This window comes from Nocardioides sp. AX2bis (genome assembly GCF_902506435.1).
Lineage (GTDB): Bacteria > Actinomycetota > Actinomycetes > Propionibacteriales > Nocardioidaceae > Nocardioides.
Genome location: NZ_LR733215.1, coordinates 659,647 through 673,988, shown reverse-complemented (window position 1 = coordinate 673,988; position 14,342 = coordinate 659,647). Strand labels below are relative to the sequence as shown.

17 protein-coding genes are annotated in these 14,342 nt (G+C 75.0%); 8 read left to right on the top strand and 9 right to left on the bottom strand.

Annotated elements, in window-relative coordinates; translation table 11 throughout:
- Window positions 1-1,300 (top strand): peptidase C39 family protein (locus GV155_RS03245; RefSeq protein WP_160005189.1); only part of this gene is annotated, 1,300 nt, incomplete at its 5' end.
- Window positions 1,301-1,303: 3 nt separating this feature from the next.
- Here GV155_RS03245 and GV155_RS03240 read toward each other — a convergent pair.
- Window positions 1,304-2,836 carry a molybdopterin-dependent oxidoreductase gene (locus GV155_RS03240; RefSeq protein WP_160005187.1) on the bottom strand — a complete coding sequence of 511 codons (1,533 nt, stop codon included), beginning with the start codon at window positions 2,834-2,836 and terminating at the stop codon, window positions 1,304-1,306.
- A 101-nt stretch (window positions 2,837-2,937) separates the two neighbouring features.
- Between GV155_RS03240 and ispF the strand changes: the two genes are divergently transcribed.
- Entirely contained in the window at window positions 2,938-3,462 is a 525-nt protein-coding gene (gene ispF / locus GV155_RS03235; protein WP_160010775.1) for a 2-C-methyl-D-erythritol 2,4-cyclodiphosphate synthase, read from the top strand.
- On the opposite strand, the gene nirD is transcribed toward ispF, so the two are convergent.
- The 3 genes from nirD to GV155_RS03220 all read right to left on the bottom strand — a co-directional run bounded on the left by nirD (window position 3,444) and on the right by GV155_RS03220 (window position 4,545).
- Window positions 3,444-3,815 carry a nitrite reductase small subunit NirD gene (nirD, locus tag GV155_RS03230; protein ID WP_160005185.1) on the bottom strand — a complete coding sequence of 124 codons (372 nt, stop codon included), beginning with the start codon at window positions 3,813-3,815 and terminating at the stop codon, window positions 3,444-3,446. The genes ispF and nirD overlap by 19 nt on opposite strands.
- Window positions 3,816-3,970: 155 nt before the next feature.
- Complete coding sequence (locus tag GV155_RS03225; RefSeq protein ID WP_160005183.1) at window positions 3,971-4,126, bottom strand: hypothetical protein; 156 nt, start codon at window positions 4,124-4,126, stop codon at window positions 3,971-3,973.
- 251 nt (window positions 4,127-4,377) lie between these two features.
- Complete coding sequence (locus GV155_RS03220; RefSeq protein ID WP_160005181.1) at window positions 4,378-4,545, bottom strand: hypothetical protein; 168 nt, start codon at window positions 4,543-4,545, stop codon at window positions 4,378-4,380.
- Between the two features lie 140 nt (window positions 4,546-4,685).
- Between GV155_RS03220 and GV155_RS03215 the strand changes: the two genes are divergently transcribed.
- Entirely contained in the window at window positions 4,686-5,375 is a 690-nt protein-coding gene (locus tag GV155_RS03215) for an IspD/TarI family cytidylyltransferase (protein ID WP_160005179.1), read from the top strand.
- Window positions 5,376-5,525: 150 nt separating this feature from the next.
- Here GV155_RS03215 and GV155_RS03210 read toward each other — a convergent pair whose 3' ends face one another.
- Both GV155_RS03210 and GV155_RS03205 read right to left on the bottom strand, forming a co-directional pair.
- On the bottom strand, window positions 5,526-6,137 hold the full coding sequence (locus GV155_RS03210) for a 2-C-methyl-D-erythritol 4-phosphate cytidylyltransferase (RefSeq protein WP_236553917.1): 612 nt from the start codon (window positions 6,135-6,137) through the stop codon (window positions 5,526-5,528).
- Between the two features lie 110 nt (window positions 6,138-6,247).
- Window positions 6,248-6,733, bottom strand: a complete 486-nt coding sequence (locus GV155_RS03205; RefSeq protein ID WP_160005177.1) for a CarD family transcriptional regulator — start codon at window positions 6,731-6,733, stop codon at window positions 6,248-6,250.
- Window positions 6,734-6,999: 266 nt separating this feature from the next.
- Between GV155_RS03205 and GV155_RS03200 the strand changes: the two genes are divergently transcribed.
- The 3 genes from GV155_RS03200 (at window position 7,000) to GV155_RS03190 (ending at window position 9,399) form a co-directional block, all read left to right on the top strand.
- Window positions 7,000-7,929, top strand: a complete 930-nt coding sequence (locus GV155_RS03200) for a hypothetical protein (RefSeq protein ID WP_160005175.1) — start codon at window positions 7,000-7,002, stop codon at window positions 7,927-7,929.
- A gap of 101 nt (window positions 7,930-8,030) precedes the next feature.
- Window positions 8,031-8,645 (top strand): hypothetical protein, encoded by a 615-nt coding sequence (locus tag GV155_RS03195; RefSeq protein WP_160005173.1) that lies wholly within the window; start codon window positions 8,031-8,033, stop codon window positions 8,643-8,645.
- Window positions 8,646-8,655: 10 nt separating this feature from the next.
- Complete coding sequence (locus tag GV155_RS03190) at window positions 8,656-9,399, top strand: phosphoglyceromutase (RefSeq protein ID WP_160005171.1); 744 nt, start codon at window positions 8,656-8,658, stop codon at window positions 9,397-9,399.
- A 42-nt stretch (window positions 9,400-9,441) separates the two neighbouring features.
- On the opposite strand, the gene phoU is transcribed toward GV155_RS03190, so the two are convergent.
- The gene (gene phoU / locus GV155_RS03185; protein ID WP_160005169.1) at window positions 9,442-10,095 is read right to left on the bottom strand and encodes a phosphate signaling complex protein PhoU; all 654 of its coding nucleotides are present in this window, start codon (window positions 10,093-10,095) and stop codon (window positions 9,442-9,444) included.
- Between the two features lie 133 nt (window positions 10,096-10,228).
- Between phoU and GV155_RS03180 the strand changes: the two genes are divergently transcribed.
- Window positions 10,229-11,503, top strand: a complete 1,275-nt coding sequence (locus GV155_RS03180; RefSeq protein WP_160005168.1) for a sensor histidine kinase — start codon at window positions 10,229-10,231, stop codon at window positions 11,501-11,503.
- Window positions 11,500-12,177 carry a response regulator transcription factor gene (locus tag GV155_RS03175; RefSeq protein WP_160005166.1) on the top strand — a complete coding sequence of 226 codons (678 nt, stop codon included), beginning with the start codon at window positions 11,500-11,502 and terminating at the stop codon, window positions 12,175-12,177. The genes GV155_RS03180 and GV155_RS03175 overlap by 4 nt, the downstream gene beginning before the upstream one ends.
- Before the next feature lie 124 nt (window positions 12,178-12,301).
- On the opposite strand, the gene GV155_RS03170 is transcribed toward GV155_RS03175, so the two are convergent.
- Both GV155_RS03170 and GV155_RS03165 read right to left on the bottom strand, forming a co-directional pair.
- Window positions 12,302-12,949, bottom strand: a complete 648-nt coding sequence (locus GV155_RS03170; RefSeq protein WP_160005164.1) for a maleylpyruvate isomerase N-terminal domain-containing protein — start codon at window positions 12,947-12,949, stop codon at window positions 12,302-12,304.
- A 79-nt stretch (window positions 12,950-13,028) separates the two neighbouring features.
- Window positions 13,029-14,276: an ROK family protein gene (locus GV155_RS03165; RefSeq protein ID WP_160005162.1), complete on the bottom strand. Its 1,248-nt coding sequence runs from the start codon at window positions 14,274-14,276 to the stop codon at window positions 13,029-13,031.
- Window positions 14,277-14,342: the final 66 nt, after the last annotated feature.

Below are 14,342 nucleotides of genomic sequence, written 5' to 3'. Positions count from 1 at the left end.
CCTGGCCGCGGCGGAGGCCGCCGCGACCGGGGCGATGATGCTCCCCATGACCCGCGCCGACGCCGCTTCCTCGTCGGCGGCCTCCGCCGCCTCCGCCGCCTCCGCCGCGGCCGCCGGTCCCGGCAAGCGCCTGGTCGACTACCGCCGCTGGGACACCGGCGAGGCGCTGTCCGCTAGCAGCCGCCGTGGCACCGTCGTGACCAACGGCCGGCTGCGCCTGGCCGCCGCCGGCGCCGACGGGGTCGGCAGCCGCACCCTCGACGGGCGTCGCTACGACGAGGGGACGTGGCAGTCCGGCTGGCACGAGCCCGGCTTCGCCCTCACCTCGCTGATCCCCTCCTGGTCGGCCGCCACCCCGCGCGACAGCCTGGTCGAGGTGGAGGTCCGCGGCCGCACCGCCGACGGCCGCACCTCCAGCTGGGACCTGATGGCCCGCTGGGCCGCGGGCGACCAGCACGTGCGGCGTACGACCGTGGCCGGGCAGGACGACGACCTCGCCCGCGTGGACACCGACACCTGGACCGTCACCGCGGCCGGCGGCGTCACCGCCTACCAGCTGCGCGTGCGCCTGCTGCGCCGCGAGGGCCAGCAGGCCTCCCCGCGCCTGGACACCGTCGGCGCGATGGCCTCCCGCCTGCCCGCCGGCACCCCCGACCCGACCCGCCCCGGCGACGTGCGCGGGCGGGTGCTCGACGTGCCGCGCTACTCCCAGATGATCCACCAGGGGCACTTCCCGCAGTGGGGCGGCGGCGGGGAGGCGTGGTGCTCCCCCACCGCGACCTCGATGGTGCTCTCCTACTACGACGCGCTGCCCGGCGCCCGCGCCTCGTCCTGGGTCCCCGACGGCCACCGCGACCCCTGGGTCGACGTGGCCGCGCGGGCCACCTACGACCACGGCTACGACGGCACCGGCAACTGGGCCTTCAACACCGCCTGGGCGGCCTCCCGGCTCGGGGGCGGCGGCGAGGCCTTCGTGACCCGACTGACCGGCGCGCGCCAGGCCGAGCGCTTCGTCGCGGCCGGGATCCCGCTGGTCGCCTCCGTCACCTTCGGTCCCGGCGAGCTCGACGGCGCCCCGATCGGCTCGACGGCCGGCCACCTGCTCGTGATCGTCGGCTTCGACGCCGCCGGCGACGTGGTCGTCAACGACCCGGCCGCCTCCGATGCCTCGGGCGTGCGCCGCACCTACGACCGCGCCCAGCTCGAGCGCGCCTGGCTGACCCGCTCCGGCGGCCTGGTCTACGTCCTCCGCGACGCCGCCCACCCGCTGCCGCCCCGGGGCTCCTCCACCGCCTGGTGAGGCTCAGTCGGCGCTGACGTCGATGGTGTGCCACCCCGTCGCACCGTCGGGCAGCACGTCACGGACGACCCCGGTCTGCACCTCGCCGTCGGCGTCGGTGGCGCGCACCCGCAGCTGGTGCCGCCCGGCGGGCAGGTCCACCTCGGCCAGCCACGACACCCAGCAGTCCTCGTTCGGCACCGTCGCGAGCTCGGCGGCCTGCCAGGCGCCGCCGTCGACGGCGACCTCGACGGCCTCGATCCCGGTCCCCTGCGCCCAGGCGGTGCCGCCCATCCGCACCCGCCCGGCGGGCACGGTCGAGCCGCTGCGGGGCACGTCGATGCGCGAGGCGGTCTTGACCGGCCCCTGCTCGCCCCAGCCGCGCTCGGTCCAGTACGCCGTGAAGTCGGCGAAGCGGGTGACCTCGATGTCCACGACCCACTTGGTGGCGGAGACGTAGCCGTACAGCCCGGGCACGACGGTGCGCACCGGGAAGCCGTGCTCGATCGGCAGCGGCCGGCCGTTCATCGCCACCGCGAGCATCGCCTCGCGCCCGTCGGTGACCACCGACAGCGGGGTGCCGCACGTCCAGCCGTCCTCGGAGGTCTGCAGCAGCGCGTCCGCCCCGTCCTGGACACCGGCCTCCTCGAGCAGGTCGGCCAGGCGCACCCCCGACCACCAGGCGTTGCCGACCAGCGTGCCGCCGACGGTGTTGCTGACGCAGTTCAGCGTGATCCAGGACTCCGTACGCTCCCGGGCCAGGAGGTCGTCGAAGCCCAGGTCGAGCTCGCGGTCGACCAGCCCGTGCACGCGCAGCCGCCACTCGCCGGGCTCGATCGCCGGCGGGGCCAGGGACGTGTCGATCCGGTAGAAGTCCTCGGCCGGGGTCATCCACGGCGGGACGCCCTCGACGCCGAGGTCGACGCCCGCCGGCAGCGACGGCTCGCTGATGCCGGGGATCCGCAGCAGGGCGCGGCTCTGCTCCACCGCGCGCCGCCCGGACCCGGCCAGACGACCGGCCAGCGCGGCCACCGCGCTGACGCCCACGACGGCCCCGGTGCCGACCAGGAAGGTGCGCCGCGAGCTCGCCGGCCCCTCGCTCGCGCCTGCGGCCAGCGCCGCGTCGGTACGCCGCAACGGGTCGGTCAGCACCGAGAGCGTCCCGACCCACACCAGCAGCCCGGCCGCCACCGGCACCAGGTCCTCCACGCCCGTGCCCCGGCGGGCCAGCACCGCGGCGCCCCCGACCACGGCGAGGGCCACGAGCACGGCGACCGCGGCCCACCAGCGGCGGCGGGCCAGCCGCCCGGACCAGGCCAGCACGGCCAGGACCACCAGCACCACGCCGCCGAGCAGCAGGGGCTTGTCGGCGCGTCCCACCAGCCCGATCAGGAACTCGGCGACGGGGCCCGGGGTCAGCGACACCACGCCCCCGGCGACCGCGACGACAGGTGACTCACGGACGGCGAGGAGGGTCGCGACGACGTAGCTGGCGGACAGCCCCGCGCCACCGGCGACGAGGCCGGCCAGGGACCAGGCGCGGGTGGGCGTGCTCATGCTCCCGATTCTGGCTCAGGCATGATCATGACGTGAATCCGCTCGCTCCGGAGCCCGCTCCGGCCGTCCTCCCGGCCCCCTCCTCGACCCCCGTCGCGGCCCTGCCCCGGGTGGGCACCGGCGTCGACGTCCACCGCCTCGTGCCGGGCGTCGCGATGCACCTGGCCGGGCTGTCCTGGCCCGAGGAGCCGGCCGGGCTCGAGGGCCACTCCGACGCCGACGTCGCCGCCCACGCGGCCTGCGACGCCCTGCTGGCCGCGGCCGGCCTGGGCGACCTGGGCTCGCAGTTCGGCACCAGCGACCCGGCCTGGGCCGGTGCGTCCGGCGTCGCGCTGCTGGCCGAGACCGCCGCGCGCGTCCGCGCCGCCGGCTACCTCGTCGGCAACGTCAGCGTGCAGGTGATCGGCGACCGACCCCGGCTCGGGGCCCGCCGCGCCGAGGCCGAGGCCGCGCTCGGCGCCGCTGCCGGGGCACCGGTCACCGTCTCGGCGACCACCACCGACGGCCTCGGCCTGACCGGTCGCGGCGAGGGCGTCGCCGCGATCGCCACCGCGCTCGTCGTCCCCGCTCCCGGGCCGGCTCCCGGGCCGGCCGCCGACCCCGACGCTCAGCCCGCCCGGCGGTAGCCGACCAGCACGACGCCCTCGAGCACGCGTACCTCGTAGACCGGGACGCCCACCGCGGCGTCCTCCAGGCACCGGCCCGTGCGCAGGTCGAAGGCGTGCCGGTGGCTGGGCGAGCCGACGAACGGCACGCCCTCGCGGGTGCCGACGATGCCCTTGGCCAGGGTCGAGGCGTGGGCGTACGGGTCGTGGTTGCCGAGCGCGCGCACCTCGTCCTCGGCCAGCCGGAAGATCGCCACCGCCTGCCCGTGCACCAGCGCCGTCACGCCGCGCCCGACCTCCAGCTCGGCCACGCGGCAGACGGGCTGCCACTCCTGACCTGCTGCTCCACGTTCCCGGATGCGCTGAGCCGACATGACGTGAACCTAGGTCCGGTCTGTTCGGGCTGCGTTTCCGGTTGTTACAGGCGTGAAAATCGTCCGGGGTCTCCTCCGCTCCTCGGGGGATCCGTCGCCGGGCACCTCCCTGCCGCGCCGCGGCTCGACCGCGACGTCAGGTCGGGGGCCAGGGGTCAGTACTGGACGTAGATGCTGAGCTCATCGCCCCGCACCCGGGAGCCGACCTCCACCGAGTGCGGGTCGAGCAGGAGCCATGGATACCGGTCCGCGTCGGCAACGCCCATCTCGGCCGCGAGCTCGTGGGGGGACTGTCCTGGCGCCGGTCTCACCACGACTTCTCGCCAGCACCCGCCTGAAGCGCATGGCTCCGTCTCGCTCACGACGTGAGCCCCGGAGGGGATGTCCGGGAGTCGTGAACGGGGTGGGACGCTGCCCTCGTCGGCCCAGAGGGCGAGGTACCCCGCCCAGAGCGCGTACACGAGCCCGAGGAGCGCCAGGCTCCCCACCAGGGCGTAGGCGAACGGTGGTGCCACGTGATCGAGAGCGCCTCGCTTCGACGGCCGGCCTCGAGCGACGACGTTCAGCTCGACCGCTGGCTCTGCTTGGTCCTGGGCTCGTGCCGCCGGTGGAGTGCTGCTGCGGCGACCCACACCAGCAGCGCCACGACGACAGGGACCCAGAACGGCCACTCCAGGAGGCGCGCGACGGCATCGATGATCGATCCGTTGTCGACGTTCTCGCGCTCCATGCAGGGAGTGTAGGGGCCAGGCCGACCTGCCGACCCTGTCGTCGACGAGCGCACCGGCGTGACGGAGACAGGCAGGACCCCTCCCTCTGAACTGCGCCTGGGCGTCCCCTGCAGAGGTCGGCTCCTCCTAGGATGACCGCGTGCCCGCCGCCGTCGTCGTCCTCGCCGCCGGCGCCGGCACCCGGGTGGGCGCCGAGGTCAACAAGGTCCTGCTCCCGCTGAGGGACGACGCCGTGCTGGTGCACGCCCTGCGCGCCGCGCTGGCCGTGCCGGACGTCGCCCGCCTGGTCGTCGTCGCCCGGCCCGGCGAGGAGGCCGACGTCGCCGCCGTGCTCGAGCCCTTGCTGGGTGAGCGCGAGGTGGTCCTGGTGACCGGCGGCGCGACCCGGCCCGACTCCGAGGCCGCCGCGCTCGAGGTGCTGCGCACGGACGTCGAGGACGGCACCGTCGACGTGGTGGCCATCCACGACGGCGCGCGGCCGCTGGCACCACCGGCGCTGTTCACCGCGGTGGTCGACGCCGCCCGGCAGCACGGCGGCGCCGTACCGGGCGTCCCCGTGACCTGCCTGGTCTCCCGCGACGACCGGCGCGTGGTCACCGGCACCACCGTCGTCGTGCAGACCCCGCAGGCCTTCCGGGCCGGTCCGCTGCTGGCCGGCTTCGACCGGGCCCGGGCCGAGGGGTTCGCGGCCACCGACACCGCGGGCGTCCTCGAGAGGTACGCCGACGCCGACCTCCGCGTCGTCCACGTCGCAGGCTCGCCACGCAACCTCAAGGTGACCGTCGCCGACGACCTCGCCCTGGCCGCGGCACTGCTCGCGTCCGACTGACCCTCGCAGGGCCGGTCGTCCACAGGGTCGCCTGCGTCGTTGACACCGCTCGCAGGTCGCGGGGCGGTCCTGGCCTGCGTGCGGTGTCAACGCGACCGGCCACCCTGTGGAGGACGGGCCTGTCGGTACGGGCAGGTCGGTACGGGCGGGTCAGCGCGGGCGGGTCAGCACGGCAAGCACCTCGACGTCCTCGCCCGAGGACACCCGCCGACCCTCGCTGGGCGCCTCGAGGTGGCGTACCGGCCCCCGGCGGCCGAGGGCGGCCACCAGCTCGGCCAGGTCGAGCCCGGGCGACAGCGCGGCCGGTCCCCCGTCGCCCTCGAGCGCGGCGACCACGTCGGCCGGCAGCACCAGCGGCGACGTCACCGCCCACACCGCGTCCCGGTCGACGGTCTCCCCGACGACGCCGTCCTCGACCCGCTTGACGGTGTCGGTCACCGTCCGTACCCCGACCACGACCTCACCGATCTCCACCGCCTCGCGCACGCAGGCCGCCAGGAACGCCGGTGGGGTCATCGGGCAGAGGCTGTCGTGGAGCACGAACGGCTCGTCGGCCGCGACCACCGAGGACCACGGCGTACCGAGGTCCACCAGGTCCACCCCGGCCTCGCCCATCGCCCACGCGGCGCAGGCGACCAGGGCCTCACCGTGCAGCAGCGCGAACGGCAGCGAGCCGCGGCCCTGCTCGGCCACCGCGCCCAGCGACGCCGGCAGCCCCTCTCCGTCGTCGTCGGCGTCGACCAGCAGGTAGGGGGTGCTCACCCCCGGCAGCGTACGGGGCGCGGGGCCCGGGACCCCCGGACGCGACGCGGCCCCCGTGACCGTGGTGGTCGCGGGGGCCGTCGTCGCGGTGCGGGTGGTGCTGGTGCCGATCAGCCGGCGAGGACCTCGTCGAGGATCGACTCGGCCTTGTCCTCGTTGGTGGACTCGGCCAGCGCGAGCTCGGAGACGAGGATCTGGCGGGCCTTGGCCAGCATCCGCTTCTCCCCGGCCGACAGGCCGCGGTCGCGCTCACGACGCCACAGGTCGCGGACGACCTCGGAGACCTTCATGACGTCGCCGCTGTGCAGCTTCTCGAGGTTGGCCTTGTAGCGGCGCGACCAGTTGGTCGGCTCCTCCACGTGCTCGGCACGGAGCACGTCGAAGACCCGGTCCAGGCCCTCCTTGTCGACCACGTCGCGCACGCCGACGAGGTCGAGGTTGCAGGACGGGACGCGGACCACGAGGTCCTGCTGGGCGGCGATGCGGAGGACCAGGTACTCGCGGTCCTCGCCCTTGATCGTGCGGGTCTCGATGTCCTCGATGACCGCTGCGCCGTGGTTCGGGTAGACGACCGTTTCGCCGACGGTGAATGCCATATGTGATGTACCCCTTCCTAGGGACCCCCACTTTATCACGACCTTCGGCCCTTGATCGCCGCGTTTGCGCAGGTCAGAGGCTCGGCAGGGCTTGACACCACGAGAATTGTGTGGGCCGGCCAGGTCCTGGGACCCGCCGCACCACCCCCTTCCGGGGCCCTCGCGACCCCCGCCCCGACCACGTCGCTGCAGGTCGGCGCGCCCGGGACGCACCGGATCGGGGTGAGGTGGCCCACACCGGGCCGCCCTCGGGCGATACTGCGCACATGCGGAGGAAGCAGCGGCGCGAGGCCGCCCAGGCAACGGCGCCCGCAGCGCCCGTACGACCCGCCGGCCCGCCGGCCCGGCCGACCACGGAGACCCCTGGTCACCCCGGCGGTGGCATCACGGCGCTGGCCGAGCGCCCCGCGCCCGCGACCACGGCCGGGACCGCAGCCGGCCCCGCGGCCGGGACCGCGGCAGCGACGTCGGGCGGGGGCCGCCTCGCGGGCGTACGGCGGTGGTGGCCGCTGCTCCTGCTGCGCGCCGCGCACTCGCGCCAGGCCCTGCTCACCGCCGCCGCCCTCGGCGGCGCCGCGCTCCTCCTCGGCCGCGCCACCCAGGAGGCCGCCGTCGTCGCCGCGACGGTCCTGGTCGGCCAGGTCGTCGCCGGGTGGCACCACGACCTCGTCGACCGCGACCGCGACCGCCGCCACCACGCCGGGCGCAAGCCGCTGGCCGGGCCCGACCTGGACCCGGGCACGGTGTGGTTCTCGATCGCCTGCGGCGTGCTGCTCGTCGTGCCGCTGGCGGTCGGCACCGGCGTCGTGGCTGGGCTCACCTACCTCGCGGCGCTGCTGGTGACCCTCCTCGGCAACCTGGTGCTGCGCCGCGGCGTCCTGTCGTGGGTCCCCTGGGCCCTGTCCTTCGGGCTCTACCCGGCCTACCTGACCTACGGCGGCTGGGGCGGCGACCACCTCGGTACGCCCCCCTCGGTGCTGGTCACCGTGCTGGCCGCCCTGCTCGGCGTCGCGGTCCACCTGGCCCGTTCCGCCCCCGGCCTCGTGGTCGACCACGAGGAGGGCTGGCGCACCCTGCCGGTCCGTGTCGCCCTCAAGGTCGGCGCCGGCCGCGTGCTGCTCCTCGGCGGCCTGCTCGCCCTGGCCCTGGCCGCCGCGCTCGTCGCCCTCGGCCTGGGCGACGGCTTCGCCGCCTGACCCCGGGAGCAGCCGTCGGGGTGCGGCACCCGGACGCTAGGCTTGCCCCGCCGACCACGGTCGGTCCACGACCTCCCGCAGACCGAGAAGAGCCAGCTGACATGACTCGCCGATCTCCCCTCGCCCGCCGATCTCCCCTCGCCCGCCGCCTCGTCCCGGCGGCGGCGCTGCTCGTGATCGGCGCCCCGGCGCTGGCCTCGTGCGGCTTCGACTACCAGACCAACCAGGTCAACACGATCTCGATGGACGTCGGTGAGCGCGGCGGGACCCTCGACGCGATCGGCGTCGTCCTGGTCTCCGCGCAGCCCGGGTCCGGCACGCTCTCGGCGACCTTCGTCAACCAGAGCTCGGAGTCGGCGGCCGGCGTCGAGTCGATCGCCGGCACCGGCGAGCCCGTCGTCGACGTCCCCGACCTCGAGCCCTTCGAGGTCGCGCCCCTCGATCGCGTCACCACCCTCGACGAGGGCGGCATCACCGTCGAGGGCGACTTCGTGCCCGGCGAGGTCGCCCCGATGGAGATCACGCTGTCCGACGGCTCGACCATCGAGCTGGACGTGCCGGTCGTGCCCGGGTGCCGCCAGTGGGAGGGCGTCGACACCTCCGCCGAGAGCACCGACCCCGCAGCCGGGACGACCGAGACCGAGTCCGAGACGGCCGAGTCCGAGACTGCCGGCACGGCGTACGACTGCGAGTTCCCCGAGCCGTTCCACCACTGAGAGGCACCCGATGACCCACACCCTGGTCCTACTCCGCCACGGCGAGAGCGAGTGGAACGCCAAGAACCTCTTCACCGGCTGGGTCGACGTGCCGCTGAACGACAAGGGCCGGGGCGAGGCCGCGGCCGGCGGGCGGCTGCTGGCCGAGGCCGGCGTCCTCCCCGACGTCGTGCACACCTCGCTGCTGCGCCGCGCGATCAGCACCGCGCACCTCGCGCTGGACGAGGCCGACCGGCACTGGATCCCCGTACGCCGGTCCTGGCGGCTCAACGAGCGCCACTACGGCGCGCTCCAGGGCAAGGACAAGAAGCAGACCCTGGCCGAGTACGGCGAGGAGCAGTTCATGCTCTGGCGCCGGTCCTTCGACACCCCGCCGCCCGAGCAGGACCCGGCCGACGAGTTCTCGCAGGCCGGGCTGCCGCAGTACGCCGACCTCGGCGCCGACATGCCCCGCACCGAGTGCCTGGCCGACGTGATCGTCCGGTTCCTGCCCTACTGGGAGTCCGCGGTCGTGCCGGACCTGCGCGAGGGCAAGGTGGTGCTCGTCGCCGCGCACGGCAACAGCCTGCGGGCGCTGGTCAAGCACCTCGACGGGATCGGCGACGACGACATCGCGGGGCTCAACATCCCCACTGGCCAGCCGCTGGTCTACCGCCTCGACGACGACCTGCGTCCGACCGTGCCCGGCGGGGAGTACCTCGACCCGGAGGCCGCCGAGGCGGCTGCCGCCGCGGTCGCCAGCCAGGGTCGCTGACCGACCGACTGGGGGCGTCCCCCGGGCGCCGGCGGCGGGGCGTCAGGCCGTGGCGCGCGGGTACTCGCCGGTGACGACGAAGACGACCCGGTGCGCCACCGAGACGGCGTGGTCGGCGATCCGCTCGTAGTAGCGGCCCAGCAAGGCGAGGTCGACCGCGGCCTCGACGCCGTGGGACCAGTCGTCGGAGAGCAGCTCGGTGAAGCTCTGGCGACGCAGCTGGTCCATCACCTCGTCGTCGCGGCCCAGCTCGATGGCGGCCTCGACGTCGCGGTCGACGATGATCTTGGCGACGCGGGAGACCATGTCCTCGGCCGTCATCGCCATCTTGTTGATGGTCGGCTGCACCTCGCGGGGCACGGCCACCTCGGGCACGCGGAGCCGGGCGATCTTGGCGACGTGCACCGACAGGTCGCCCATCCGCTCCAGCTCGCTGACCATCCGCAGGCCGGCCACGACCATCCGCAGGTCGCCGGCGACCGGCTGCTGCAGGGAGAGCAGGTTGAAGGCGGCGTCCTCGACCCGCTCGCGGGCGAGGTCGATCTCGCGGTCGCTGCTGATCACCCGCTGGGCGATCTCGGCGTCACCCTCGGTGAGGGCACGGGTCGCCAGACCCACCGCCGTCTCGACGTTGCGGCAGATGCTCGCGAGGTCGGAGAAGATGGCGTCGAGCTGCTCGTGGAAGACGTCGCGCATGCCCCGAACCCTAGGCCGTGGGGCCCACCCCCCGGTGACCTGCAGGGGGGATCGGCTGAACGACCGGTGAACAGTCGGGAGTCCGCCGTCCGCGCGGCGGACCCCGGATGACGGCGCCACTAGGCTCGGGGACGTGGACCCGACGACGCAGGCCTTCCTGGCGGCGGTCATCGGCGCCGTCGTGGCCGGCGGCGCCGTGCTCGCCTGGCACGTCAGCGACCGTCAGCAACGCGGCACCACGCCCCAGCCCGAGCCGCTGCTCCCCCCGGGCGTGGCGGCGGTGCTCTCGGTCCTGCGCAGCAGCGCGGTCGTCGTCGACGACGCCGACCTGGTCGTCAAGGCCAGCGCCCCGGCGTACGCCCTCGGGCTGGTGCGCGGCACCGGGCTGGTCGCCGGCGAGCTGGCCGACCTGGTCACCCGGGTGCGGCGCGACGGCCAGATCCGCGAGACCGAGCTGGTCATCGAGCGTCCCGGCGGGTCACCGCGCCACGTCACCGCCCGGATCGCGCCCCTGGGGCACCGCCTGGTGCTGGCGCTGGTCGAGGACCGCACCCGCGAGCGACGGGTCGAGGCGGTGCGCCGCGACTTCGTGGCCAACGTCAGCCACGAGCTGAAGACGCCGGTGGGCGCGATGCGGCTGCTGGCCGAGGCGATCCACGACGGCGCGGACGACCCGGAGGCGGTGCGCCGCTTCTCGAACCGGATGGTCACCGAGGGCGAGCGGCTCAGCCGCCTGGTGCAGCAGGTCATCGAGCTGTCCCGGCTGCAGGGCGACGAGCCGCTGGACCGGCCCGTGCCGGTCGCGGTCGACGAGGTGATCGGCATCGCCGTCGACACCTCCGCGATCGACGCCGCCGCGCGCCACGTCTCGGTCGTGACCGGCGGCCCGACCGGGCTCAAGGTGCACGGCAACGAGGAGCAGATCACCGCCGCCGTGGGCAACCTGGTCGCCAACGCCGTCAGCTACTCCGACCCGGGCGCGACGGTGCTGGTCTCGACCAAGGCCGTCGGCGACGACCTCGAGGTCTCCGTGGTCGACCAGGGCATCGGCATCCCGGCCGGGGAGATCGACCGGATCTTCGAGCGGTTCTACCGCGTCGACCCCGCCCGCCACCGCTCCACCGGCGGCACCGGCCTGGGCCTGTCGATCGTCAAGCACGTGGCCGCGACGCACGGCGGCGAGGTGCGGGTCTGGTCCGAGGAGGGCCACGGCTCGACCTTCACCCTCACCCTCCCCCTGGCCCCGGAGCGCCCGCTGCACGCGACCGACGGTGAGGACGACGACGACTTCGACGACGACGAGCACGACGACGAGCACGACGACGAGCACGGTGCGACCGACCTGACCCCCATGATGGACACCACGGCCGCACCTGCGGCCGACGAGATGCAGGAGGACCGCCCGTGACCCGGGTACTCGTGGTCGAGGACGAGGAGAGCTACAGCGACGCGCTGTCGTACATGCTGCGACGGGAGGGCTTCGAGGTGGCCGTGGCCGCCGACGGCCACGCCGCGCTGGCGGAGTTCGACCGCAACGGCGCCGACGTCGTGCTGCTCGACCTCATGCTGCCGGGCATCCCCGGCACCGAGGTCTGCCGCACGATCCGGCAGACCAGCTCCGTGCCGGTGATCATGGTCAGCGCCAAGGACGACGAGGTCGACAAGGTGGTCGGGCTGGAGCTGGGCGCCGACGACTACGTCACCAAGCCGTACTCGCCGCGCGAGCTGGTCGCCCGCATCCGCGCCGTCATGCGGCGCGGGGTCGAGACCGAGGTCGCCCCCGACACCCTCGAGGCCGGCCCGGTGCGGATGGACGTCGAGCGGCACGTCGTGACCGTCGACGGCCACGAGCAGCGGCTCCCGCTGAAGGAGTTCGAGCTGCTCGAGATGTTCCTGCGCAACCCCGGCCGGGTGCTCACGCGCGGACAGCTCATCGACCGGGTCTGGGGCTCCGACTACGTCGGCGACACCAAGACCCTCGACGTGCACGTCAAGCGCCTGCGCGCCAAGCTCGAGCCCGACCCGGGCGAGCCGAAGTTCCTGGTCACCGTGCGCGGGCTGGGCTACAAGCTCGACCTGTAGCGGCTCGGCCGGCCGTGCCGGTCGGACCGCGAAGTCCCCGGTCGGCCGGGGACTTCCGAGCTTGTCGGCCTTTGCAAAGCCCGACAAGTTCGAAACTTGCCCGTCAAGCACCCCGCCGCCGCGCTCAGCCGAGCAGCGGCAGCCGCCCCGCCCGTACGCCCAGCGCCGCGCGGTCGGCGTCGTCTAGGGCCTCGCGGCCGGTGGAGCGCAGCACCGCGGTCCCGTCGTCCCAGGACGCCGGCAGCGGGTCGCCGAGGATCCGCTCGAGCACCGCACGCGTGTGGGCCAGGCAGGCCGCGGACGGACCCGGGTCGTCGAGGTCGAGGACCAGGTCGAGGTGGTGCACCGTCGCCTCGACGACCAGCGTCGAGACCAGGTCGTCGACCGTGATCACGTGCCCCTGCGTCTCGACCCGCGTCGTCGGGTCGGCGGCCCCGGACGCGCGGACGACCGCGGTCGCGGTCGCCGTCCACTGCGCGCGCAGGTCGGCGGGGTCGTCGTACGCCGCCGCGACGCGCGCGCTGAGGCCCGCGCCGGCGTCACCGTCGGGCAGGAAGTCGGCCCAGTAGGTCGTGCGGTCGACGTCCGGGGCGGCGTCGGTCGTGCACGCCAGGGCCACCAGTGCTCGCTGGGCGTCCACCAGCTGGTGGTGCAGCAGCGCACGCACCGGCCACGCCGCCGCCCGGGTCGGCCGCTCCCAGTCCTCAGGGGCGAGCGCGGCGACCGCGCGGGAGGTGCCGGCGTACGCGTCCGCGAGCAGGTCCACAGCCACGTCGCCACCCTAGGTGGGACGACGCGCCGGAACCGTCATCTCGACGCGCCGCGAGCGTCATCTCGGCTGTCCGCGAGCGTCATCTCGGCGCGTGGGCGAGGAACGCGTCGACCGAGGCCGGGCTCAGCACGTGGTCGAGCACCGTGGCCGCGCAGCCCACCAGGCCGGCACGGTCGCCGAAGGTGGCGGGCAGGATCTGCAGGTCGCGGGTGGCCAGCGCGGCGGCCCGGGCGTAGACCGACTCGCGGACGCCGGCGGCGTAGGTGTCGAAGACGACCGGCATGTCCCCGCCCAGCACGACGGCCTGCGGGTTGAGCAGGTTGATCGCGACGGCCAGCAGGTCGCCGAGGTGGCGGCCGCTCTCGCGGAGCAGGTGGCGGGCCTCGCCGTCACCGGCCAGCGCCAGGTCGACGACCTCGCGGATGTGCGTGACGTCGCGACCCTGCTCGTTCATCCGCGCCACCAGCGCCCAGCCGCCCGCGACCGTCTCGAGGCAGCCCGTCGCGCCGCAGCGGCAGGTCCGCTCGCCACCGGCGTCGACGGCGGTGTGGCCGATCTCGCCCGCCGCACCGAGGTGTCCGGTCAGCACCTGGCCGCCGGCGACGATGCCGAGCCCCAGGCCGGTCGAGGCCTTGACCACGAGCACGTCCTCGAGCGCACCGGTGCGCCCCATCCGCTCGGAGCGGGCCAGGGCGTCGGCGTCGTTGGCCAGGAACAGCGGCGGCGGGCCGTCGTCGTCGGTGAGGCCGGCGGGCACCACCTCGGCGAGGTACGGCGCCAGCTCGACGCCGTCCCAGCCCGACATGACCGGGGAGTCGATGCTCGCGCCGCGCACCCCGTCCACCGTGCCCGGCAGGCTGACCCCGATGCCGACGACGCGACGCGGCGGGTGGTCCAGCCCGGCCAGCAGCGCGCGCAGGCCCTCGGCGACCGCGGGCATCAGCTCCTCCGGACCGACGCCGGCGGGGTGCTCACGCGAGCTGGTCGCGAGCGGGGTCGCGGCGAGGTCGAAGACGCCGAGCTGGGTGCGCGAGCGGCCGAGGGCGGCGGTGAGCACGACGCCGAACCCGGTGTCGAAGACCAGCTCGGTGGGCGGGCGACCGCCGGTCGAGGCCAGCTCGTCCCCGGCCCGCAGCAGGCCGGCGGCGCTCAGGGCGGCCAGGCGCGAGGCGACGGCGGTCCGCGACAGCCCGGTCAGCCGGCCCAGGTCGGCGCGGGTCGAGGCCCGTCCGGTGCGCACCAGGCGCAGCAGCTCGCCGGTGGTCGAGCCGGCGTCGCGGGCGCGGCGCACCTCGTGCTCGAGTGCGGACTTCGGGGACGGCCTCATCGTGACCATTGAAACACCGACACCCGGAAGACACGCAACTTTTGCCTGGTTAATACCTAAGCACGT